The 21,478-nt window shown below is 69.7% G+C and carries 24 protein-coding genes, 4 tRNA genes and 1 pseudogene; 8 read left to right on the top strand and 21 right to left on the bottom strand.

What is annotated here, in order from left to right; genetic code table 11:
• Positions 1-7: 7 nt before the first annotated feature.
• The 7 genes from rplJ to N8I84_RS23755 all read right to left on the bottom strand — a co-directional run bounded on the left by rplJ (position 8) and on the right by N8I84_RS23755 (position 4,763).
• Positions 8-538 carry a 50S ribosomal protein L10 gene (gene rplJ, locus N8I84_RS23785; RefSeq protein WP_263231416.1) on the bottom strand — a complete coding sequence of 177 codons (531 nt, stop codon included), beginning with the start codon at positions 536-538 and terminating at the stop codon, positions 8-10.
• Between the two features lie 353 nt (positions 539-891).
• Positions 892-1,761: a hypothetical protein gene (locus tag N8I84_RS23780; RefSeq protein ID WP_263231415.1), complete on the bottom strand. Its 870-nt coding sequence runs from the start codon at positions 1,759-1,761 to the stop codon at positions 892-894.
• A gap of 161 nt (positions 1,762-1,922) precedes the next feature.
• Positions 1,923-2,648: a 50S ribosomal protein L1 gene (gene rplA, locus N8I84_RS23775; protein WP_263231414.1), complete on the bottom strand. Its 726-nt coding sequence runs from the start codon at positions 2,646-2,648 to the stop codon at positions 1,923-1,925.
• A gap of 93 nt (positions 2,649-2,741) precedes the next feature.
• Positions 2,742-3,176 (bottom strand): 50S ribosomal protein L11, encoded by a 435-nt coding sequence (rplK, locus tag N8I84_RS23770; RefSeq protein ID WP_023547415.1) that lies wholly within the window; start codon positions 3,174-3,176, stop codon positions 2,742-2,744.
• A 196-nt stretch (positions 3,177-3,372) separates the two neighbouring features.
• Positions 3,373-4,212 (bottom strand): transcription termination/antitermination protein NusG, encoded by an 840-nt coding sequence (gene nusG, locus N8I84_RS23765; protein ID WP_200418806.1) that lies wholly within the window; start codon positions 4,210-4,212, stop codon positions 3,373-3,375.
• An 80-nt stretch (positions 4,213-4,292) separates the two neighbouring features.
• Positions 4,293-4,580, bottom strand: coding sequence for a preprotein translocase subunit SecE (gene secE / locus N8I84_RS23760; RefSeq protein WP_055493151.1), 288 nt, complete (start codon positions 4,578-4,580; stop codon positions 4,293-4,295).
• A gap of 110 nt (positions 4,581-4,690) precedes the next feature.
• Positions 4,691-4,763 (bottom strand) — tRNA-Trp (locus N8I84_RS23755).
• Positions 4,764-5,022: 259 nt separating this feature from the next.
• Between N8I84_RS23755 and N8I84_RS23750 the strand changes: the two genes are divergently transcribed.
• Entirely contained in the window at positions 5,023-6,249 is a 1,227-nt protein-coding gene (locus N8I84_RS23750; protein ID WP_263231412.1) for a pyridoxal phosphate-dependent aminotransferase, read from the top strand.
• A gap of 132 nt (positions 6,250-6,381) precedes the next feature.
• A complete protein-coding gene (locus N8I84_RS23745) occupies positions 6,382-7,446 on the top strand; it encodes an adenosine deaminase (RefSeq protein WP_263231410.1) in 1,065 nt (354 codons plus the stop codon).
• Between the two features lie 54 nt (positions 7,447-7,500).
• Here the strand turns inward: N8I84_RS23745 and N8I84_RS23740 are convergent, their stop codons facing one another.
• The 6 genes from N8I84_RS23740 to N8I84_RS23715 all read right to left on the bottom strand — a co-directional run bounded on the left by N8I84_RS23740 (position 7,501) and on the right by N8I84_RS23715 (position 10,170).
• Positions 7,501-8,556, bottom strand: a complete 1,056-nt coding sequence (locus tag N8I84_RS23740) for a UDP-N-acetylmuramate dehydrogenase (RefSeq protein WP_263231408.1) — start codon at positions 8,554-8,556, stop codon at positions 7,501-7,503.
• A gap of 95 nt (positions 8,557-8,651) precedes the next feature.
• The gene (locus tag N8I84_RS23735) at positions 8,652-9,080 is read right to left on the bottom strand and encodes a MaoC family dehydratase (RefSeq protein WP_263231406.1); all 429 of its coding nucleotides are present in this window, start codon (positions 9,078-9,080) and stop codon (positions 8,652-8,654) included.
• Between the two features lie 5 nt (positions 9,081-9,085).
• Complete coding sequence (locus tag N8I84_RS23730) at positions 9,086-9,541, bottom strand: MaoC family dehydratase N-terminal domain-containing protein (protein WP_263231404.1); 456 nt, start codon at positions 9,539-9,541, stop codon at positions 9,086-9,088.
• A 183-nt stretch (positions 9,542-9,724) separates the two neighbouring features.
• Positions 9,725-9,889, bottom strand: coding sequence for a 50S ribosomal protein L33 (gene rpmG, locus N8I84_RS23725; protein WP_067397031.1), 165 nt, complete (start codon positions 9,887-9,889; stop codon positions 9,725-9,727).
• A gap of 89 nt (positions 9,890-9,978) precedes the next feature.
• Positions 9,979-10,051, bottom strand: a tRNA-Met gene (locus N8I84_RS23720).
• A gap of 46 nt (positions 10,052-10,097) precedes the next feature.
• Positions 10,098-10,170, bottom strand: a tRNA-Thr gene (locus N8I84_RS23715).
• A gap of 201 nt (positions 10,171-10,371) precedes the next feature.
• On the opposite strand from N8I84_RS23715, the pseudogene N8I84_RS23710 reads away from it, so the two are divergent.
• The 3 genes and pseudogenes from N8I84_RS23710 to N8I84_RS23700 all read left to right on the top strand — a co-directional run bounded on the left by N8I84_RS23710 (position 10,372) and on the right by N8I84_RS23700 (position 12,810).
• A pseudogene (locus N8I84_RS23710) lies at positions 10,372-11,645 on the top strand (amidohydrolase family protein).
• A 122-nt stretch (positions 11,646-11,767) separates the two neighbouring features.
• Positions 11,768-12,424: an SDR family oxidoreductase gene (locus N8I84_RS23705; RefSeq protein WP_263231403.1), complete on the top strand. Its 657-nt coding sequence runs from the start codon at positions 11,768-11,770 to the stop codon at positions 12,422-12,424.
• A gap of 11 nt (positions 12,425-12,435) precedes the next feature.
• Positions 12,436-12,810 carry a nuclear transport factor 2 family protein gene (locus N8I84_RS23700; RefSeq protein ID WP_263231401.1) on the top strand — a complete coding sequence of 125 codons (375 nt, stop codon included), beginning with the start codon at positions 12,436-12,438 and terminating at the stop codon, positions 12,808-12,810.
• A 50-nt stretch (positions 12,811-12,860) separates the two neighbouring features.
• Here N8I84_RS23700 and N8I84_RS23695 read toward each other — a convergent pair whose 3' ends face one another.
• On the bottom strand, positions 12,861-13,073 hold the full coding sequence (locus tag N8I84_RS23695; protein ID WP_263231399.1) for a hypothetical protein: 213 nt from the start codon (positions 13,071-13,073) through the stop codon (positions 12,861-12,863).
• Positions 13,074-13,147: 74 nt separating this feature from the next.
• Here N8I84_RS23695 and N8I84_RS23690 point away from each other — a divergent pair, with 74 nt between their 5' ends.
• Positions 13,148-13,402 carry a nuclear transport factor 2 family protein gene (locus N8I84_RS23690; RefSeq protein WP_263231397.1) on the top strand — a complete coding sequence of 85 codons (255 nt, stop codon included), beginning with the start codon at positions 13,148-13,150 and terminating at the stop codon, positions 13,400-13,402.
• On the opposite strand, the gene N8I84_RS23685 is transcribed toward N8I84_RS23690, so the two are convergent.
• The 6 genes from N8I84_RS23685 to N8I84_RS23660 form a co-directional block, all read right to left on the bottom strand.
• Positions 13,299-13,970: an ester cyclase gene (locus N8I84_RS23685; protein ID WP_263231395.1), complete on the bottom strand. Its 672-nt coding sequence runs from the start codon at positions 13,968-13,970 to the stop codon at positions 13,299-13,301. The genes N8I84_RS23690 and N8I84_RS23685 overlap by 104 nt on opposite strands.
• 200 nt (positions 13,971-14,170) lie before the next feature.
• The gene (locus N8I84_RS23680; RefSeq protein WP_263231393.1) at positions 14,171-15,388 is read right to left on the bottom strand and encodes an alpha/beta fold hydrolase; all 1,218 of its coding nucleotides are present in this window, start codon (positions 15,386-15,388) and stop codon (positions 14,171-14,173) included.
• A gap of 1,074 nt (positions 15,389-16,462) precedes the next feature.
• Positions 16,463-17,158: a type 1 glutamine amidotransferase domain-containing protein gene (locus tag N8I84_RS23675; RefSeq protein ID WP_263231392.1), complete on the bottom strand. Its 696-nt coding sequence runs from the start codon at positions 17,156-17,158 to the stop codon at positions 16,463-16,465.
• Positions 17,159-17,235: 77 nt separating this feature from the next.
• Complete coding sequence (locus tag N8I84_RS23670) at positions 17,236-17,775, bottom strand: YbhB/YbcL family Raf kinase inhibitor-like protein (RefSeq protein WP_263231391.1); 540 nt, start codon at positions 17,773-17,775, stop codon at positions 17,236-17,238.
• A 462-nt stretch (positions 17,776-18,237) separates the two neighbouring features.
• The gene (locus N8I84_RS23665; RefSeq protein WP_263231390.1) at positions 18,238-18,678 is read right to left on the bottom strand and encodes a DUF6188 family protein; all 441 of its coding nucleotides are present in this window, start codon (positions 18,676-18,678) and stop codon (positions 18,238-18,240) included.
• A 124-nt stretch (positions 18,679-18,802) separates the two neighbouring features.
• Positions 18,803-18,884, bottom strand: a tRNA-Tyr gene (locus N8I84_RS23660).
• Positions 18,885-19,109: 225 nt separating this feature from the next.
• Here N8I84_RS23660 and N8I84_RS23655 point away from each other — a divergent pair.
• Positions 19,110-19,598 carry a YajQ family cyclic di-GMP-binding protein gene (locus N8I84_RS23655; RefSeq protein WP_200418795.1) on the top strand — a complete coding sequence of 163 codons (489 nt, stop codon included), beginning with the start codon at positions 19,110-19,112 and terminating at the stop codon, positions 19,596-19,598.
• Between the two features lie 84 nt (positions 19,599-19,682).
• Here N8I84_RS23655 and N8I84_RS23650 read toward each other — a convergent pair whose 3' ends face one another.
• A complete protein-coding gene (locus N8I84_RS23650; RefSeq protein WP_200418794.1) occupies positions 19,683-19,949 on the bottom strand; it encodes a GlsB/YeaQ/YmgE family stress response membrane protein in 267 nt (88 codons plus the stop codon).
• Between the two features lie 183 nt (positions 19,950-20,132).
• On the opposite strand from N8I84_RS23650, the gene N8I84_RS23645 reads away from it, so the two are divergent.
• Entirely contained in the window at positions 20,133-21,395 is a 1,263-nt protein-coding gene (locus tag N8I84_RS23645; protein ID WP_263231389.1) for an APC family permease, read from the top strand.
• Positions 21,396-21,478 lie beyond the last annotated feature (83 nt).

Here is a 21,478-nt window from a genome sequence, read left to right as displayed (position 1 = left end):
AGCCGAATTACTCGGCACCGCCCTGCTCGGCCTGCTTGGCGCGAAGAGCGTCCACGGTGCGGACGAGCTTCGACGGGAGCGCCTGGAAGAGCTGAGCAGTCTGCGTCTGCTTGCCCTTGAAGGCACCCGCCAGCTTGGCGAGCAGAACCTCGCGGGACTCGAGGTCCGCAAGCTTCTTGATCTCGTCGGCGGACAGCGCCTTGCCTTCAAGGACACCGCCCTTGATGACGAGGTTCGGGTTGTCCTTGGCGAAGTCACGAAGACCCTTCGCCGACTCCACCGGGTCACCGGTGACGAAGGCGACCGCCGTCGGACCGTTGAACAGGTCGTCGAGCGTCGTGATCCCGGCCTCGTTGGCCGCAATCTTGGTCAGCGTGTTCTTCACCACGGCGTACTGGGCGTTCTCACCGAGCGAACGGCGCAGGTTCTTGAGCTGCGCCACGGTGAGACCCCGGTACTCGGTCAGCACGGCGGCGTTCGAGCTGCGGAACTGCTCCGCGAGCTCGGCTACCGCGGCAGCCTTGTCGGGCCTTGCCATAGAGCGTCGGCCTCCTTCCGGGTGATGACGACCGCTCGGAAGGGGCTGGGGAAAACGAAACGCCCCGGCGCAGGCGCACGGGGCGGACTCGACCGGCCGCACGCACGTCACGACGCACGTACTCCGGGAGCTCTTCCACTGTCACCTGCGCGGGTCGTCCGCAGTTCAGCGGATCCTTCGGCCACCGCGCCCTCGTTCGAGCGCACGGCAACGACCAGCGGTCTTTGGCTTCTGTAGGAGAGTACGGGACCGGATCGCCGTCAAGCAAATCGGCTCCTGCGGCTCGGCTCCCCCGGGGGCCTCCCCCGCGCCGCCGGCGAGATCCACGGTCGGCAGTCGCCCACGGTCGTCCGTCATGAGCCCTGCGTCTTCATCAGGTCCTTGAAGTCTGCCGTGTCCGCCGTCGGCGGCTTCGTCGTCGAGATCTTCGTGCCGTAGTCCCGGTAGTACGCCGTCGAGGACATCCGGCCGCTGGACAGCTCGCCCCGCTCGGTCTTCTTGACCAGCAGGTCGTGGTCGTCGACCCAGACGTCGACCGTCTCCTCGGTGACGCCGGCCTGCTCCAGTTGCTCTCTGAGGGCTCCCGTGAGGGACGCCGGGGTGACCGTGCCCGAGTAGTGCGTGGTGCGGCGCCCGCGCACCGACTCCTCGCCCACCCTGCGCACGTCCCCGGAGGCGAGCAGCAGCCTGACCGGCTGAAGCGGCGCGGTGTTGCGCAACTGGTCCGTGAGATACGCCCCCGAGCCGCCCGGCAGGGACGCCAGGTCGTCGTAGGCGTACCTGATCCAGTGCCGGCCGTGCAGGCGCCGGGCGAACGCGTCGCCCACCTTCGCGTAGTAGGCGTCGGGCAGCAGCCGGGCTTCCATCGACGTGCTGCCCAACGCGCGCATCGTTTCGGCGAGCTGTCCGCCCGTGTAGGTGATCCGGAGCGTGCCCACCGACTCGCCGGCCCAGCCGAGCAGGCCGCCCGTCTCCAGGGCGAGCATCCCGCCCATGGACGTCGTGGACTCGACCCGCGCGGAGCCGGCCTTCTCGGTGGCCTTCTCGACGGCTCGCAGGGCCGCCGACGACCGTGGGTCGACGTGGGCGGCCCGGCCGCCGGACGGCTCCGCGGAGCGCCGGGAGGAGTCACCGTCGCCGAAGTGGCTGCACGCCGTCAGGGCGGACAGGGTCAGGGCCACCGCGACCGGGAGGATCCCGCGCCTGAAGATGCCGTCCTTCATACGTTCCCCCCTGGTGCGCTCCGTGATCTTCACGCTAACTCCGGCCCAGGGGGTTCGGCATGCACCTCCGGCGAAACGGCATGTGCCCCATCTCTCAGACGCCGACGGGCCCCGCACCTGGAAGGTGCGGGGCCCGTAACCGGTTGGGGTGAGCTCGAGGCTCAGACCGCTGCCGGGTCCTCCTCGGCGAGGAGGTTGCGGGTGCGGTTCGGGTCGACCGGGATGCCGGGGCCCATCGTGGTGCTGACCGCGGCCTTCTTGATGTAGCGACCCTTGGCGGCCGACGGCTTCAGACGGAGGATCTCCTCCAGCGCCGCGCCGTAGTTCTCCACCAGCTTGGTGTCGTCGAAGGACGTCTTGCCGATGATGAAGTGCAGGTTCGAGTGCTTGTCGACACGGAACTCGATCTTGCCGCCCTTGATGTCGTTGACGGCCTTCACGACGTCCGGGGTCACGGTGCCGGTCTTGGGGTTCGGCATCAGACCACGGGGACCGAGCACGCGGCCGAGGCGGCCGACCTTGCCCATGAGGTCCGGGGTGGCGACGACGGCGTCGAAGTCCAGACGGCCCTTCGACACCTCGTCGATCAGCTCGTCGGCGCCGACGATGTCGGCGCCCGCGGCACGAGCGGCCTCGGCACGGTCACCGGTCGCGAAGACCAGGACCCGGGCGGTCTTACCGGTGCCGTGCGGGAGGTTCACGGTGCCACGGACCATCTGGTCGGCCTTGCGCGGGTCGACACCCAGACGGAAGGCGACCTCGACGGTGCCGTCGAACTTGGTCGTGGAGGTCTCCTTGGCGAGACGGACGGCCTCGAGCGGGGCGTACAGCTTCTCCCGGTCGATCTTGGCGTCCGCAGCGCGGAGAGCCTTGCTGCGCTTGCTCACAACTGCTCCTGTGGGTTCTGAAGGAGTCGTGGTACGGGCCGAGCAGGCCCTGCCACGTGCGGCCGTAGCCGCATGGTTCTACAAGGGAGGTGCTCAGCCCTCGACGGTGACGCCCATGGAGCGCGCGGTGCCGGCGATGATCTTCGCGGCCGCGTCCAGGTCGTTCGCGTTGAGGTCGGGCATCTTGGTCTGGGCGATCTCGCGGACCTGCGCCTCGGTGATCTTGGCGACCTTGGTCTTGTGCGGCTCGCCGGAGCCCTTCTCGATGCCCGCGGCCTTGAGGATCATCTTGGCGGCCGGCGGAGTCTTGGTCACGAAGGTGAAGGAACGGTCCTCGTAGACCGTGATCTCCACCGGGATGACCCAACCGCGCTGCGACTCGGTCGCGGCGTTGTAGGCCTTGCAGAACTCCATGATGTTGACGCCGTGCTGGCCCAGCGCCGGACCGACCGGCGGCGCCGGGTTGGCCGCACCGGCCTGGATCTGGAGCTTGATGAGCCCCGTGACCTTCTTCTTCTTGGGAGGCATAGCTCTCTCCGGGTCCTTAGTGAGAGTTTTCCGCCGCCATCCTTGTCCATGATCGCCCGGATCATCCGGATGGAGGCATACCGCACAACGATAACGGGTACCGGTGCACGGCCAAAAACCGACAGGTCAGACGGCCCCACAGCGTGAGCCGGTCTGACCTGGCCGGTGGCTGGTGCGCCAGAGGAACCAGACGGAACTAGTTCTTCTGGATCTGGTCGAAGGAGAGCTCGACCGGCGTCTCGCGGCCGAAGATCTCCACCAGGCCCTTGACCTTCTTCGAGTCGGGGTTGATCTCGTTGATGGTCGCCTGCAGCGTGGCGAACGGGCCGTCGGTGACGGTGACCGAGTCGCCGACCTCGAAGTCCAGCACCTGGACCTCGACCTTGCGCTGCGGGGCCGGCTTGCCCTCGGCCTCGGCGGCCTCGCGGGCGGCCTTGGCCTCGGCCTCCGGGGCGAGCATCTTGACGACCTCGTCGAGGGACAGCGGGTAGGGGTCGTAGGCGTTGCCGACGAAGCCCGTGACACCGGGCGTGTTGCGGACGACGCCCCAGGACTCGTTCGTCAGGTCCATGCGGACGAGCACGTAACCGGGCAGCTTGTTCTGCTTGACGGTCTTCCGCTCGCCGTTCTTGATCTGGACGATCTCTTCCTCGGGGACCTCGGCCTGGTAGATGTACTCCTCGACGTTCAGCGTGACGGCACGCTGCTCCAGGTTCGCCTTCACCCGCTTCTCGTAGCCGGCGTAGGTGTGGATCACGTACCACTCGCCGGGCAGCGAGCGCAGTTCCTCGCGCAGCTTCTCGACCGGGTCGAGCTCGGACTCCGGCTCGCCCTCGGCCTCGGCGTCCTCGGACGCGGCCTCGTCCTCGCCCTCCACGTGCAGGGCGGTCTCCTCGGCCGACTCGCCCGCGGCGGCTTCGGCAGCCTCGGCCTCGTCGACCTCGTCCGCGCCCTCGACGATGTCGAGCTCGTCATCCACGGACTCGACGGCCTCCCCGCGAGGCTCCATGGCGTCGTTCAGGTTCGGGTCAGACACGGTGGCTGCTTCTTCCTGGATACATAGGGGTGGAACATGCGAAAGGGACGCCGGGCACGACGGCGTCCTTCGCTCTCGGCTCAGCCGAAGACGTACTTGGCGGCGTGGTTGAGCCCATAGTCAATCAGGGTCACCAGGGCGATCATGATCGCGACGAAGAAGATCACCACGGTGGTGTACGACGTCAGCTGGTTACGGGTCGGCCAGACGACCTTGCGGAGTTCCGCGATGATCTGGCGGTAGAAGAGGGCAAGGCGCTTCAGCGGGCCCTTCTTGGCTCGCTTGCCACCCTTACGGGCCTTCTTCTTCGACTCCTGCACCTCGTCCTGGGCGTCAGGCATGTCGATGGAGCCCACGGCGTCCGTCACTCGTCCTCACCTGATTTCCCGGGTCGTGGCCGTGCCGCGCCCGGTGGAGCCGCACGGCTAGTGCAATACGTACGTACTGTCCGCACACTTCCTGGTGAAGGAGTGTGTAGCAGGGCCGGAGGGACTTGAACCCCCAACCGCCGGTTTTGGAGACCGGTGCTCTACCAATTGAGCTACGACCCTTTGTGTGTACCCCAACGTACCGCATCCGGCCGGATGCTCGGTGTGCACCGCCGGTCGCGACCGCTGAAGGCCAACGAGGTGAGAGTGTACGTGTTCCGCGGCCGGGCGTCGAACAGAAAGCGCCCGTAGGTGTCTTGCCTGTGAAAGATCGGCCGGTCCGGGGCGCGAATCCGGACAGTTGTTCAGCCGTGGATCCGTTCCTGTTCAGTCTGTGAAACCCCCGTGCCGGGCGCGTTTCCTGTCTGAAACCATGGGCCCCATGAGCGCTGCAACCCCTCCCACCGAGCGCCGGGTCTCCGCCCGGATCGGGGCGATCTCCGAGTCCGCCACCCTCGCCGTGGACGCCAAGGCGAAGGCCCTCAAGGCCGCCGGGCGCCCGGTGATCGGCTTCGGCGCCGGTGAGCCCGACTTCCCGACGCCGGACTACATCGTCGAAGCGGCCGTCGAGGCCTGCAAGAACCCGAAGTACCACCGCTACACGCCGGCCGGCGGCCTGCCCGAGCTGAAGGCCGCGATCGCCGCGAAGACGCTGCGCGACTCCGGCTACGAGGTGGACCCCTCGCAGATCCTTGTCACCAACGGCGGCAAGCAGGCCATCTACGAGGCCTTCGCCGCGATCCTCGACCCGGGCGACGAGGTGATCGTCCCGGCTCCGTACTGGACGACGTACCCCGAGTCGATCAGGCTGGCCGGCGGTGTCCCGGTGGAGGTCGTCGCGGACGAGACGACCGGCTACCGCGTCTCCGTCGAGCAGCTGGAGGCGGCCCGCACGGAGAAGACGAAGGTCGTCCTGTTCGTCTCCCCCTCCAACCCGACCGGCGCGGTCTACACCGAGGCCGAGACCGAGGCGATCGGCCGCTGGGCCGTCGAGCACGGCCTGTGGGTGCTGACGGACGAGATCTACGAGCACCTGGTCTACGGCGACGCGGCCCGCGTGTCGCTGCCCGCGCTCCTGCCGGAGCTGCGCGACAAGTGCATCGTGGTCAACGGCGTGGCGAAGACGTACGCCATGACGGGCTGGCGGGTCGGCTGGATCATCGGCCCGAAGGACGTCGTGAAGGCGGCGACGAACCTGCAGTCGCACGCCACGTCGAACGTGGCGAACGTCTCCCAGGTGGCCGCGCTGGCCGCCGTGTCGGGCGACCTGGACGCCGTCGCGAAGATGCGCGAGGCCTTCGACCGGCGCCGCAAGACCATCGTGCGGATGCTGAACGAGATCGACGGCGTGCTCTGCCCGGAGCCGGAGGGCGCCTTCTACGCCTACCCGTCGGTGAAGGCTCTGATCGGCAAGGAGATCCGCGGCAAGCGCCCGAAGGACACCGTGGAGCTGGCCGCCCTGATCCTGGAGGAGGCCGAGGTCGCGGTGGTCCCGGGCGAGGCGTTCGGCACTCCGGGCTACCTGCGGCTGTCGTACGCGCTCGGGGACGAGGACCTGGTCGAGGGCGTGAGCCGGATCCAGAAGCTGCTGGCGGAGGCGCGGGACTGAGGTCCCCGCGCCCTTTCACGCGCGTGTGCGGGCCGTTTCCCCTCGGGGAGGCGGCCCGTTCGCGTGTGCGAGCAAGACCACGTTCGGGGAAAGCGCTACCGGGGCGGCGGGGGCGTGCGGCAGGATCCTGGAATGGAGCACGTACGTGATGCTGCCGAGCGTGATCTCTCTCGGCTGCCGAAGGCCCATCTGCACCTGCACTTCACCGGATCGATGCGGCCCGCCACCCTGCTGGAACTGGCCGACAAGTACGGCGTGCGCCTGCCGGAGGCGCTCACCGAAGCTCTGACCAGTGGCGAACCGCCGAGACTGCGGGCGACGGACGAGCGGGGCTGGTTCCGCTTCCAGCGGCTGTACGACGCGGCGCGCTCGTGCCTGCGGGAGCCCGAGGACATCCAGCGGCTGGTGCGCGAGGCCGCGGAGGAGGACGTCAAGGACGGCTCCGGCTGGCTGGAGATCCAGGTCGATCCGACGTCGTACGCTCCGCGCCTGGGCGGTCTGATCCCTGCGCTGGAGATCATCCTGGACGCGGTGGAGACGGCGATGCGGGAGACGGGCCTCGGCATGCGGGTCCTGGTCGCCGCGAACCGCATGAAGCACCCTCTGGACGCACGCACGCTGGCCCGCCTGGCGGTCCGCTACCACGACCGGGGCGTGGTCGGCTTCGGCCTGTCGAACGACGAACGGCGGGGCATGGCCCGGGACTTCGACCGCGCCTTCGCCATCGCCCGCGACGGCGGCCTGCTGTCGGCCCCGCACGGGGGCGAGCTGACGGGCCCGGCCTCGGTGCGCGACTGCCTGGACGACCTGCACGCGAACCGTGTGGGCCATGGCGTCAGGGCCGCGGAGGATCCGCGCCTGCTCCGGCGCCTCGCCGACAGGGGCGTGACCTGCGAGGTGTGCCCTGCGTCGAACGTGGCCCTCGGGGTGTACGAGAAGCCGGAGGACGTCCCGCTGCGGACGCTGTACGAGGCGGGCGTCCCGATGGCCCTGGGCGCCGACGACCCCCTGCTCTTCGGCTCCCGACTCGCGGCCCAGTACGAACTGGCGCGCCGCCACCACGCCTTCACGGACGAGGAACTGGCGGAACTGGCCCGTCAGTCGGTGCGGGGTTCGGCGGCCCCGGAGGACGTGAAGGCGAAACTGCTGGCCGGCGTCGACGACTGGCTGAGCGGACCCGGCTCGTCCGCTGCCTGAGCAGCGCTACGGCCGCTACGGCCGCTACCGCCCGTCGGGCCCGACCGGTCAGGCTCAGAGGCGAACGCCGACCGTCACCGGCTCGTTCACCAGCGTGATCCCGAAGGCTTCGCGCACGCCGGCCACGACCTCGCGGGCCAGCGCGAGCAGGTCCTCGGTGGTGGCGCCGCCGCGGTTGGTGAGGGCCAGGGTGTGCTTGGTGGAGATACGGGCGGGCCCGGTGCCGTACCCCTTGGTGAAGCCCGCCTTGTCGATCAGCCACGCCGCCGACGTCTTGGTGTGCCCCTCCCCCGCCGGGTACGCGGGCGGTTCCGCGTCCTGGCCCAGCCGCTCCTTCACGCGGGTGCGGAACGCGGCGAAGTCCCCGTCCGTGAGGATCGGGTTGGTGAAGAAGGAGCCCGCCGACCAGGTGTCGTGGTCCTCCGGGTCCAGGACCATGCCCTTCCCCGAACGCAGCTTCAGCACGGTCTCGCGGGCGTCGGCCAGCGGAACACGGTCGCCGGGCTCCACGCCGAGGGCGCGGGCGGTCTCGGCGTACCGGAGGGGCGCGGACAGTCCGTCGGCGTCCTGGAGCTCGAAGCGGACGCGCAGGACGACATGCCGGTCGGGCTCGGCCTTGAAGCGGCTGTGGCGGTACGAGAACGCACACTCGGCGTTCGGGATCGTGACCGTCTCGCGGGTCCTGCGGTCGTAGACGATCACCTCGGTGATCGTGGAGGAGACCTCCTGGCCGTACGCCCCGACGTTCTGAATCGGGGTCGCGCCCGCGGAGCCCGGGATTCCGGCCAGGCACTCGATACCGGCGAGCCCGGCCTCGACCGTGCGGGCGACGGCGTCGGTCCACACCTCGCCCGCGGCCAGCTCCAGCTTCGTGCCGTCGAGCAAGAAGCCCTTCGTGGCGATGCGCAGGGCGGTGCCGTCGAAGCCCTTGTCGCCGATGACCAGGTTCGATCCGCCGCCGATCAGCAGCAGTGGCGTACCGGAGTCGTCGGCTTCGCGGACGGCTTCGATCACCTCGGCGTCGGTGGTGGCGGTGATCAGGCGGTGCGCGGGGCCGCCCAGCCGGAAGGTGGTCAGCGGGGCGAGCGGGGCGTCGTGGAGTTCCTGCACGCGCCCAAGACTACGAGACGGCACCGACAGCCCCGGCACGACGTAAGAGGCGCCCACAATGGCGAGCGCCCCTCACCGAACGCCCCGACCGCGGGTCAGGCCAGCCGTACGACCGCTCGCGACATGCCCAGCACCTTCTGGCCGCCGCTGGTCGCCGTGAGGTCGACGCGGACCGTGTTGTCGTCGAGCTTGGCCGCGACCTTGCCGCTGACCTCGACGAGGGCGCCCTGGTCGTCGTCGGGGACGACGACGGGCCTCGTGAAGCGGACGCCGTACTCGACGACCGCGCCGGGGTCGCCCGTCCAGTCGGTCACCACACGGATCGCCTCGGCCATGGTGAACATGCCGTGCGCGATGACGTCCGGCAGGCCGACCTCCTTGGCGAACCTCTCGTTCCAGTGGATCGGGTTGAAGTCCCCGGAGGCGCCCGCGTACCGCACGAGCGTGGCGCGGGTCACGGGGAAGGTCTGGGCCGGCAGTTCGGTGCCGACCTCGACGGTGTCGTACGCGATCTTCGCGGTCATCCGGTTCACTCCCCCTCTTCCGGCGCCCTGGCGACGAGCTTGGTCCAGGCTGTCACCACGTGCTCACCGACCTCGTCGTGGACCTCGCCGCGGATGTCCAGGACGTCGTTGCCGGCCAGACTCTTGATCGACTCGATGGTCGAGGTGACGCTGAGCAGGTCGCCGGCGCGGACCGGGCGGGTGTAGACGAACCTCTGGTCGCCGTGTACGACCCGGCTGTAGTCAAGGCCGAGCTGCGGGTCCTCGACGACCTGGCCCGCGGCCTTGTACGTGATCGCGAACACGAACGTCGGCGGGGCGATCACATCGGGGTGACCGAGCGCTTTGGCGGCCTCCGGGTCCGTGTAGGCCGGGTTGGCGTCCCCGATGGCCTCCGCGAACTCACGGATCTTCTCCCGGCCGACCTCATAGGGGTCGGTGGGCGGGTAGGACCGCCCCACGAAGGACTGGTCGAGCGCCATGGGCTCGGCACCTCCTGGTGTGTGCTGTGGTTGACCGCGCTGGACGAGCCGCCCGGTCCTCGGACGGTCCGGGCCGACGGACCGCCCACATCGTCGCATCTGACAACGAACATGCGCCGCGCGGGCCGAAACGACACGAGGCCGCCCCCTGCTGTAGGGGACGGCCTCGCTGATGAGTCCGGATCAGCGCGTCTCGCGGTGCGCGGTGTGCGCGTTGCAACGCGGGCAGTGCTTCTTCAGCTCAAGACGATCCGGGTTGTTGCGCCGGTTCTTCTTGGTGATGTAGTTCCGCTCCTTGCACTCCACGCAGGCCAGCGTGATCTTCGGGCGGACGTCGGTGGCAGCCACGTGAGTGCTCCTTGACGAACGGATAGACGAAATTAACGCAAGAAAGAGTAGCCGATCGAAGGACCGACCCCGCAATCGGCTACTGTGAGTAGCGGTGACCGGACTTGAACCGGTGACACAGCGATTATGAGCCGCTTGCTCTACCGACTGAGCTACACCGCTGCGATGCGATCGGGCCCCGCCTCGCGGCGGGAACCTCTCCCATCAGAGCCCCAATACGGAATCGAACCGTAGACCTTCTCCTTACCATGGAGACGCTCTGCCGACTGAGCTATTGGGGCGAGCGATGAAGACATTACACGGTCGCCTGCCGTTCGCCCAAATCCGTTTCGCGGCACCCCGTCCGGACTGTTCCCGGCGCCCCCACGCACCACACCCCCGGTACGACTATTGCGCTCCTCCCCGCCCCGGCCGGGTCGCAACCCTAGGCTCGACTCACCCTGCGTGATCTTGCCTTTGGTGCCGTGGACCACAGGAGCGCGATGCCCGACAGCCGACCGCAGCCGCCCCGCTTCCCGCCCCCGCCCTCGGTACCAGCCGACGCGGCCGCCCTGCTGCTGTGCGGGGCCCGGCTCACCGACGGCCGGACGGTGGACGTACGACTCGGATGCGGTCGCATCGAGGCCGTCGGCACGCCCGGCAGCCTGGCGACCGGTGCCGTCGGCGCCCGCGTCGACCTGCGCGGCTATCTCCTCCTGCCGCCCCCGCCGAGCCGCACGCCCACTGCGACACGGCCCTGTCCGCCGACGGCACGGGCGACGTCCAGGGTGCGGGCGGCGCCGGACCGCAGGCGCCCCATCCGGAGGAGGTCCAGCGTCGCGCCACCGAGGCCGCACTGCTGCAACTCGGGCACGGCGCGACGGCCCTGCGCTCCCACGTGCGGATCGGTGACGTACCGGGGCTGGACGCGCTGGCCGCCGTACTGCGGGCGCGGCGCTCGCTGTGCGGGCTCGTCGAGCTGACGGCTGTGGCGATGCCGGGGGCGCTGACCGGGCTCGCCGGCGCGGACGGGCTCGCGATGCTGCGGGACGCGGTGAAGATGGGCGCAACGGTGGTGGGCGGCTGCCCGGACGCGGACCCCGATCCCATCGGGTACGTGGAGGCGGTCCTCGAGATCGCCTCGGAGTTCGGCTGCCCGGTCGACCTGCACACGGACGCCCGCGATCCGGTGCGGCTGTCCCGGCTCGCGGCGATGGCGGGCGGCCTGCGGCCCGGGGTGACGCTCGGACCGTGCGGCGGCCTCGGGCGCCTCCCGGCGGGGACGGCCGCCCGCGTCGCAGACCGGCTCGCCGCCGCCCGGGTCACCGTGGTCTGCCTGCCGCAGGGCGGCTGCGGCGCCGCCGGCCGGCGCGGCACGGCTCCGGTGCGCCTGCTGCGGTCGGCCGGGGTGCGGGTCGCGGCGGGCAGCGGGGCACTGAGGGACCCGGCGAACCCGGTCGGGCGCGGAGACCCGCTGGAGGCGGCCTACCTGCTGGCGTCGCGGTACGGGCTGTCCGCCGAGGACGCGTACGACATGGTGAGCGCGTCGGCGCGGGCGGCCCTCGGGCTGCCGGAGGTGCGCGTGGAGGCGGGTTTCCCGGCGGAACTGCTCGCGGTGCGCGCCGACGGGCTGGCAGGCGCCCTGTCGCTGGCCTACAGCCGGGTGGTGATCCACCGGGGGCGCCTGGTGGCTCGTACGAGCGCGGTGCGGGAGTACTGCGACTCGGCCGCGGTGGCGCTGGAGTTGCCCCGGCAGGGCCGGGCGGACCCGTCGTGACGGCGGGGACAACTCGGCCCCGACGTGCGGTCGTTGCATGTGGTGGTAAGGCACGCTCCGCTGTGCGTGAAGTCGTGGGAGTCGTGGGGCAAAAGACCCCGTCGGGGCGTACGGTCGGAAACATGCGCATTGTCATCGCTGGAGGTCATGGTCAGATCGCGCTGCGGCTGGAGCGGCTGCTCGCCGCGCGCGGTGACGAGGTCGCGGGGGTCATCCGCCGGGCGGAACAGGCCGACGATCTGCGGGAGGCGGGCGCCGAGCCGATCGTGTGCGACCTGGAGTCGGCGTCCGTGGAGGAGGTCACGGCACACCTGCGGGGAGCCGACGCGGCCGTCTTCGCGGCGGGTGCCGGCCCGGGCAGCGGTGCGGACCGCAAGCACACGGTGGACCGCGACGCGGCGATCCTGTTCGCGGACGCGGCGGAACGGGCGGGTGTGCGCCGGTTCGTCGTCGTGTCGTCGATGGGCGCCGACCCCGAACACCCGGGCGACGAGGTCTTCGACGTGTACCTGCGCGCCAAGGGCGAGGCCGACGCCTACGTACGCGCCCACAAGTCCCTGGACTGGACGATCCTGCGCCCCGGCTCCCTGACGGGTGACGCCGGCAAGGGCCTGGTCCGCCTGGAGGCGCACACCGGACGCGGCGCGGTCCCGCGCGACGACGTGGCGGCGGTCCTGGCGGAACTCGTCGACACCCCGGCGACGGCCGGTCTGACGCTGGAGCTGATCAGCGGTTCGACCCCGGTGTCCGTGGCGGTGAAGTCGGTGGCCGGAAACTGAGCGGGGCGGGGATGCCGGAGGGGATCGCGCCGTCGCGGGCGGCATTGCTGACGCGGATGTACGAGGTGTTCGCCACCGACGAACGGGACGCGTTCGTCCCGCACTGTCTGTCCCGGGACGTCGACTGGCCGAACGTCCTGGACGGCGTACGACTCCACGGCCACGAGGAGGTACGCGCGTACTGGGCAGGCCAGTTCGCCTCCGGCCACCCGCTGGTACGTCTGGAGGGCCTGCGCCCGGACGACGACGGCGAGGCGGTGGTCGCCACCGTACGGCCCGGGAGACGCACGGAGACCGGCGACGAGTGGGCGGCGGACACCGTCGAGCACGTGTACAGCTTCGACGCGGAGGGCCTGGTGAGCCGGATGGACGTCCGGCAGGCCTGACGGGACGTCGGTCGGCAGAGGGGTGCAGAAGGCGGGCCTGGAGACCGGCCTCAGAAGAGCGGAAGCTGACCGGGGAACTCCGGCACGGCGTACCCGTCGAGGGTGGGCTGCGCGGCGTCGGCCTGCGCGAGCCGACGGGACCCGGGACACGAGACGAGCGCTCCGCTGCTCCGCGCCCCCGGCGGATCGTGGCGCGCGAACCGCCCCGCGACGACGGCGATGTCCCGACGGCACTCGGGGCAGGTCCTGCGGGGCGACGACATGGCGTCAGCGTACGAGGAACCGGCCCGGCGGGGAGAGGGAGCGGCCGGTCGGGCCGATGTGGGGATGAGGACTGATGCCGTCCGGGGCGTGCCGTGGACTCAACCGCGTGCCCGCGGAGCTGCCCGACGGCACACCGGTCGAGAGCTGGTCCCGCGCCACACGCGTGTTCCGCAAGAGGAACGGCACCTGGCCGATGATCCATCAGCACATGTCGGGCTCGAATGTCAGGCGAGGCCGATCTGCCGATTCCAGGTCAGTTGGTCATAGAACAGGAATTCCTCGTCCATGGTGCCTTGCCGGTTCCAGATTGCGACGGTGGCAAAGTTGATCGAGAACCTCTTGCCGGTCGGCTGGATGAAGCCGCCCTTCCCGTCCGGCATCGGGCGGGTGAAGGTGCCATGAGCCACCCCGGTGACCGCGGTCAGCTCGCCTTTGGCCACCCGCAGCGGGTGCGACTCGATCGATAGGTCGGGCGCCCACACGAACAAGGCCTTGGCGTCCTCGATGTGTCTGTCCAGGCCGTCGGTGTAGTGCCCGTCGGGCCAGTGCACGCGAACGTTCTTCGCGTGGCTTTCGCCCAAGCGGGCCCAGTCCTGATGGGAGAAGACGACGAAGTCCGCCTCGTCGAAAGTTTCCAGGTGCTGCCGCTCGGCGCGGGTCAAATTGCAGGGGAAGGGCGGGTTGGGTACGGGGGTCGCGGCCGGGTCCGGGAGCGGGTCGTGTGACACGGCGCAGTGGGGCCGCCCGGAGTTCGGCACCGGGGCCGTAGCCGGGTCCGGGAGCAGGCCCGGATACGCCTGGGCTGCTTCCGTCAGGCTGCCGCCGCTCGTGACGGCGGTAATGGCGAGCGCGCCGAATGCGGCGGCTCCGCCCTTGAACATGGCACGACGCTCCATTTGTGATTCCTCGATTCATGTGATCGGTCTGTTTCGGCCACGGTGCCCTGACTCGGACATCACGGAGCAATTAACCGGCTGGTAGCTTCATGGCTTTGCCACGGCAGCCTTCTTCGGCTGGCGGGGACAGTCCTGGTCTCGTCGAGGTTCTCCGGCCGCGGTCGCCGGACCAGCCACACGTCCGAACCGGAACCGACATCTCAGCGTGTGGGGCCGCTCGTGGTTCCGGCCGGGTGCGCCACGCCGCTCTCGTTGACGATGAAGTGTCCGCGCGCGGCGCCGTCGAAGGTCCCGTTTTTGATCCACTCGACCGTCGCTGCCTGGAACGTGGCATGGGGGCCGAACCAGGGGTGGCCAGGACGCCCGCCATAAGGCGTTCCCGCCTCCGGTGTGCACCGCGGGCCGGAGCAGCCCTCAAGGTGCAGGGCGTGGCTCGCGCACTGAACCTGTACCAGCACCTTGTTCGCCACCGGAAGATTGCTGTAGATGGCGGTGGAGTTGCTCGGTGGAGCGAGCGTGTCGTCCAGACCGTGGATGACCAGAGCGGGCGTGGTCAACTGCTGCGCGACGGTGGTGTTCCATCCGTAGCTGGAGAACGTCGGCGAGCGGACGAAGCCGGTCGGGTGGTCGGGGTCGTCCCCTCCCCAGGTGCTCCCCAGGCGGTCCTCCTCCACGTTCTGCGCCCGGAACTGCTCCGGACTGTCGGGGACGATGTGCCCGGTGCAGGCAGCGTCACGCCCGGGTGGCATCACCCAGGCCCCGCCGATCTGCGCCAGGGGGTTCAGGGCCACCGGGAAGGACGTGAAGCCCCCTGGTGGCATTACTTCCTCGGTCGGTGTGCCGAAGAACGAATCCAGGAACACGGCGCGGTCGACCTTCGCGATGACGGCGGCGCTGTCGGGAAGGACCGGGTTGGCCGCATACAGCGTCCGGGCGACGAGCTGCCCGCCGAAAGACCAGCCGACCAGGGTGACCTTGCCGTCCGACGGCTTCGCTCGTGCGATGGCGTCGTCGATGACCTGGCGGATGTCGCGAACCCACAGATCGGTGCGGCCGAAGCGATGGTTGCTGGAGTGCGCGCGCCGCTGCCCGTCGAGCGGGTTGTTCAACAGCAGTGTCCCCTGCTGGTCGAGCGGGAAGATCGGGATGTGGCTGCGGTCGCAGCCCTCGGGGTGGGCGCAGCTGCCGTCGGGAAGGAAGGGCCTGAGGCTGGCGTTGCCCGGATCGTCGAGGCCGGTGTTGAACCGTGTGGAGCGGCCGAAGCCGAGCAGGCTGGGGGCGAAGGTGTCGATTCCCGCCCGGGCGAGGACCCTCTGTGTGCTGAGCGTCCCGCCGCCGGGGGCGCGGTGTCGCAGGTCGAATACCGGCGGGCCGGGGAAGCTGCGGCCGTGGATCAGCACTGTTGCGCGACTGGGCACGCTTGAGCACTTGCCGTGGGCGTACACCGGCCGGACGCGGTGGACCTGGATCCTTGCCGGCTGCCCGTCGAATTGCGGGTCCGGCGTCAGCCCGGGCGGCACTGTGAACCTGAGCCAGTGGTCGCTGACAGCGATGCCGGTCGGCGCCGTGTCGCAGCGCTTGACCGAAGAGTCGAGGCCACCAGCGGCCGCCGCGCTCCCAGAGCCGAAAGCACCCGTGATCAAGCAGACGGACAAGAGGAACCGCCCCCCGTCGCGAGATACGGCCGTGCGGGTCGCACGGTTGATCCCCTTGAGCGGCCGTCCCCGGCACAATCGCCGCAAAGCGAGGACCGGACCCTTCGCTCGAACGCTCTGCCAGGACACCAATGCGGCTGCTCCTTCCACAAGGAGGTGTCCCCGCGGGCGCGCTCCACGAGCGGCCTCGACCGCCTGGCGCAGGTTGTCGACGTGGGACACCGGCGCCCAGCCGACCACGTTCTCCCGGCGCCGACGCCCTGACACGCCCTGACATGATCCGTTCGAGCGAGCCGCGATTGCGCCCTCGATGGGCCGCTAACGAGCGCCGGAGCAAGGTGGAATGCGGCCGACGAGAGCTGCTCGGGCATGGTGAGTCCCGGCGCCGGGTCGGTCGCCGCACCGAACGCGACGCGGGTGGATGGTGAGGCGTCGAGGGTGATCAAGGTCACGAAGCGGCGTACCACACGCGTGCCGGAGGGGCGAGGAACCACGGGGAAGGCCCGGGCAGGGTCAGCGGCTTGCAACAAGATCGGCCCCCGACCAGACGTACTGGTCAGGGGCCGATTCCCATCAGCGTGGCGGCGCCAGGATTCGTGGCGGCGCCAGGATTCGAACCTGGGTAGGCATAGCCGACAGTTTTACAGTGGGCCCTGTCCACCCTCTCTGACCTGCGGGTTCCCATGACTCAGCATTGTCGGGGGCTACCTGGGGGAATCGGAGCCTGGCGAACTTGCCGGGCGCACACCCGATGAACAGGTTGGAGCGAAGCGCCGAATCGAGCGCAGGCGGTTCTCGGCCGCACCACTCCGGCTACGCCAAGGACTTCGGGTGTCCTCACTTGAGGATTTGCAGCAGGCGATCCGCCAGAACCGCCGCCGAGTGAGGGTTCTGCCCGGTGATGAGGTTGCGGTCCTCGACCATGTAGGGCTCCCACATGGGACCGCGGCTGTATTCGACGCCCACCTTGTCCTTCAGCTCGTCCTCGAGCAGCCAGGTTGCCCTGGATGCAAGGCCCACGGCTTCCTCCTCTTCGTTGGTGAAGCCCGTCACCCGGTAGCCCTTGAAGGGCGATTCGCCGTGAATCCTGGTGGCCAGGAGCGAGGCGGGAGCGTGGCACACGATCGCCAACGGCTTACCGGAGGCGAGCTGGGCCGTCAGCAGCCGGCCGACGTCGGCGTCGTAGGCCAGGTCCGACATCGGGCCGTGGCCGCCGGGCAGGTACACCGCGTCGTAGTCCTCCAGGCGGACGTCCGACAGCTTGAGCGGCCGACGCATCGCTTCCGCGGAACGGATGATCTCCTCCAGCTCCAGAGCCCCCTCCTCGCCTCCGGCCATGGAGGGACGCAGGCTCATCATGTCGACGTTCGGGGTCACACCGCCCGGCGTCGCGACCACGACCTCATGGCCGGCGTCCGTGACCGCCTTGTACGGCATCGCGAACTCCTCGGCCCAGTAGCCGGTCGCATACCTGGTGCCGTCCTTGAGCACCCAGTAGGTAGCCCCACTGACGATGAAGAGTACTTTCGCCATCGATCTTCGCCTCCTCGTCCCACCTGACTCGCCGGGGACTCGGCTTCTTTATTTCTCGCTCGCAGCCTTGCTCCGCATCAGGCCGGCATCCCGAACACCGGCGTGAGCCTGGCTCGTGCCAGGCCGTGGGCCACGAGCCGGAATCCGAGCCATGCGGGGGTCGCCTCCGTGGTGATGTCGAGACGGGGCGTGTCCAGCGCATGAACGACGAACATGTAACGGTGAGCAGCCTCCCCAGGCGGGGGTGCCGCGCCGAGGAACCCCCGCCGACCGGCGTCGTTGGCGAGCATTCTGGCCCCGGCAGGCAGCCTCTTTCCGTCGGCGTCACCCGCACCGGCAAGCAGTTCGTTCACCGACGCGGGGATGTCGTAGACCGCCCAGTGCCAGAAGCCGCTGACCGTCAACGCGTCCGGGTCGAAGCAGGTGACCGCGAAGCTCAGCGTCTCGGCAGGGTGGCCGTTCCAGGCCAGGTGCGGGGAGCTGTCCTGGCCCGGGCCCCCGAAGATGGCACTGGTCTGTGCCACGTCCAGCACCATCCCGTCAGCGATGTCGGCACTGCTCAGCTCGAACGACGGCACCGATGGCAGCAGATCGTATGGGTCAAAAGGCTTGGCCACGCCCGTCTCCTACTCGAAGCCGCCCGCGCGCGTCTCCTACTCGAAGCGCAGCACCTGGGAAAACGCCTTCTTCCGCAGCAATGGGCGGCACCTGAACGACCGCAGACGCCCTCGGTACCTCACGGCCTGCTTAGGCGCCGAGAACCGTCCGGCAAGCAGTCGGTCGCACACGCGCACCGGCGCTCAGTGCTTCACCCCGGTCGCCGCCGACTGTTGCTTCGCCATCGGGACCTCCTTGCCTCCGAACGATGTCGTTGGGAGGTACGGATTCCTAGCCTAGGTACCCCTCCGGCCGGGCGCATGCGGGCGCGCATCCCCCACGGGCGCTTTGTCAGTTCCCTGGGGCACACTGACGGTATGCGTGCACCCGGAGCCCCGGCTTGGGCGGCGCGTGAGGAAGCGCCCTTCGCTTTCCGGCGATTGCCTTACAAACGCGCGTGGGTGACCCTCGCTCCGTGGTGATCAGCGCTCCCAGCTTTCCTCGCCACCAGGACCGACCATGACGGGGTCGATTCCGTGCCCGGTCAGGTGCCAGGACTCGAACTCCGGGTCAGGGCCCACCCAGAGCCCTGCACCGCCTTCGAAGTCGATGACCAACACACCGCGGTCGCGGACATCGACCGTAACCACTGACTGCCCGAACAGCCCTAGAACGGGGGCGAGGCTCACACCTGTGCCGGGGTCCAGCTCATGCCACTCACCAGCAGCGTCCCGGAAGAGAAACGGCGTCTCCAATACCAGCTCGGCATCCAGCCGGTACCCCTCGTCCGGATCCAGGGCACAGAGACTCAGCCGAACCTGCTGATCAAACGCTGTGCGCTCAACCCGAGCACCGATCAACGCTGTAGGAACCTTCAGCCTGACTCCCCCCGCTCCCTCAGCAAGCCGCGTGATCAAGGTCACGGCGCGTGCCACAAGCGTGCCAGAACGAGCGGGGAGCCACGGGGGATCACAGTGACGGGCTGTAGACCCAAACAAGATCGACCCCCGACCAAACTTGCTGGTCAGGGGCCGATTCCCACTAGCGTGGCGGCGCCAGGATTCGAACCTGGGTAGGCATAGCCGACAGATTTACAGTCTGCTCCCTTTGGCCGCTCGGGCACACCGCCGGGGATTTGCCGCCCTGGAGACCGCTTTTCGGCGGTGCTCCCTGGCAACGACGTAAACGATACCTGATACGGAGGGGTGCTTCGCCACCCGATAGATCGGCGACCACGAGGGGAGGGGGTGGCTAGGCTTATGCGGATGCGGCCCGGTCGACGCCGGGCCTGGCGGCCGCGCTCCCGCACGCCGATACGCAGCCCGTTCCATCCCGATACAAGGAGCCACAGGACATGGCCGACTCCAGTTTCGACATCGTCTCGAAGGTCGAGCGGCAGGAGGTCGACAACGCCCTCAACCAGGCCGCCAAGGAGATCTCCCAGCGCTACGACTTCAAGAACGTCGGCGCCTCGATCGCCTGGTCCGGCGACAAGATCCTGATGCAGGCCAACTCCGAGGACCGGGTGAAGGCGGTCCTCGACGTCTTCGAGACCAAGCTGGTCAAACGCGGCATCTCGCTGAAGTCGCTGGACGCCGGTGAGCCGCAGCTCTCCGGCAAGGAGTACAAGATCTTCGCGTCGATCCAGGAGGGCATCACCCAGGAGAACGCGAAGAAGGTGGCGAAGATCATCCGCGATGAGGGTCCCAAGGGCGTCAAGGCCCAGGTGCAGGGCGACGAACTGCGCGTCACCTCCAAGAGCCGGGACGACCTCCAGGCCGTGATCGCGCTGCTCAAGGGCAAGGACTTCGACTTCGCCCTGCAGTTCGTGAACTACCGGTAGGACCCCTTCCACGACACAGGGTGGGCACCCGGAGCGCGAGGTGCCCACCCTTCTGTGCTGCTGGCTGCGGCTTCGGGGGCGCGTTCAGCGGCGGGAGTCGCCGAACAGGACGCGGTAGATGATCAGCAACACGAGCGAGCCGCCGATCGCGGCCGCCCAGGTGGCGCCGTCGTAGAAGTGCTTGGTGATCGGGTGGTGCAGCCAGCGGGCGGAGATCCAGCCGCCGATGAAGGCGCCCGCGATGCCGATGAGGGTCGTACCGATGAAGCCGCCGGGGTCCTTGCCCGGCAGCAGGAACTTGGCGATGGCGCCTGCCAACAGCCCCAGGATGATCCAGCTGACAATGCCCATGCCGTGAACCTGCCTCTCCGCGCTGTGCCTGTGCTGTGTTCCTGCTCCGGCCAGGCTGTGTCATGCGTCGACGTCGTGTGATTCTGCTGGTCACGCGCTCGTTCTCTAGTTCGTGGCGCGTCGTTGTCGGGGAGGACGCCTCCGCGGCGGCCGCCGGTTGCACAGCTCAGTAGGGTTCGGTCCATGACACAGTCCGGGGCACAGACGTCCGGTGGCGTGGGGCTGCGACGGACCCTCGGGGTCGGGGACGCAGTCGTCATCGGGCTCGGATCGATGGTCGGGGCGGGGATCTTCGCGGCCCTGGCCCCCGCGGCGCGTGCCGCCGGGTCGGGGCTGCTGGTGGGGCTGGCGGTCGCCGCCGTTGTCGCCTACTGCAACGCGACCTCCTCGGCACGGCTGGCCGCCCTGTATCCCGCCTCGGGCGGCACGTACGTGTACGGGCGCGAGCGGCTCGGGGCGTTCTGGGGCTATCTGGCGGGCTGGTCGTTCGTCGTCGGCAAGACGGCTTCCTGCGCGGCGATGGCCCTGACCGTGGGCGCGTACGTCTGGCCGGGGCAGGCGCACGCGGTCGCGGTCGCTGCCGTGGTGGCACTGACCGCCGTGAACTACGGCGGCATGCAGAAGTCGGCGCTGCTGACGCGGCTGATCGTGGCGGTGGTGCTGGCCGTCCTCGCATCCGTTGTCGTCGTCTGTCTCGGGTCCGGTGCGGCCGACGCCTCACGGCTGGACGCGGGCGGCTTCGGCGGGGCCGGCGGGGTGCTGCAGGCGGCGGGGCTGCTGTTCTTCGCGTTCGCGGGGTACGCGCGGATCGCCACCCTCGGCGAGGAGGTGCGGGACCCGGCGCGCACCATCCCGCGCGCGATCCCGCTGGCGCTGGGCATCGCGCTGGTGGTGTACGCGGCGGTGGCCGTCGCCGTGCTGTCCGTGCTGGGTGCCGACGGGCTGGGGCGTACCGCGGCGCCGTTGGCCGACGCGGTACGGGCGGCGGGCGTGCCCGGTCTCGTGCCGGTGGTGCGAGTCGGCGCCGCGGTGGCCGCGCTGGGCTCGCTGCTGGCGCTCATCCTGGGCGTCTCCCGGACCACGCTGGCCATGGCCCGCGACCGGCACCTGCCGGGCGCCCTGGCCGCCGTGCACCCGCGGTTCCAGGTGCCGCACCGGGCCGAGCTGGCCGTCGGTGCCGTGGTGGCCGCGCTCGCCGCGACGGTGGACGTGCGGGGCGCGATCGGGTTCTCGTCCTTCGGGGTGCTGGCCTACTACGGGATCGCCAACGCCTCCGCCTGGACCCTGAGTTCGGCGCCGGCTTCGCGCGTCGTACCGGCGGTCGGGCTCCTCGGCTGCGTCACGCTGGCACTCGCGCTGCCCGGGGTGTCCATGGCCGTGGGGGCGGGTGTGCTGGGCCTGGGCGTGGTGGCGTACGCCGTACGACAGTGGGTGTCCGGGCGGTAGCCACCGGGCCGAGCTGCGGGCGGTGGCCGGACGGCAGCCACCGGCCCGCGCCGCAGACGGGCGATACGGAGTCCGTCCCCGCT

Origin of the sequence: Streptomyces cynarae (assembly GCF_025642135.1) — a bacterium.
GTDB lineage: Bacteria > Actinomycetota > Actinomycetes > Streptomycetales > Streptomycetaceae > Streptomyces > Streptomyces cynarae.
The sequence above is the reverse complement of the archived record's forward strand: the minus strand, read 5'-3'. Positions and strand labels throughout refer to the sequence as shown.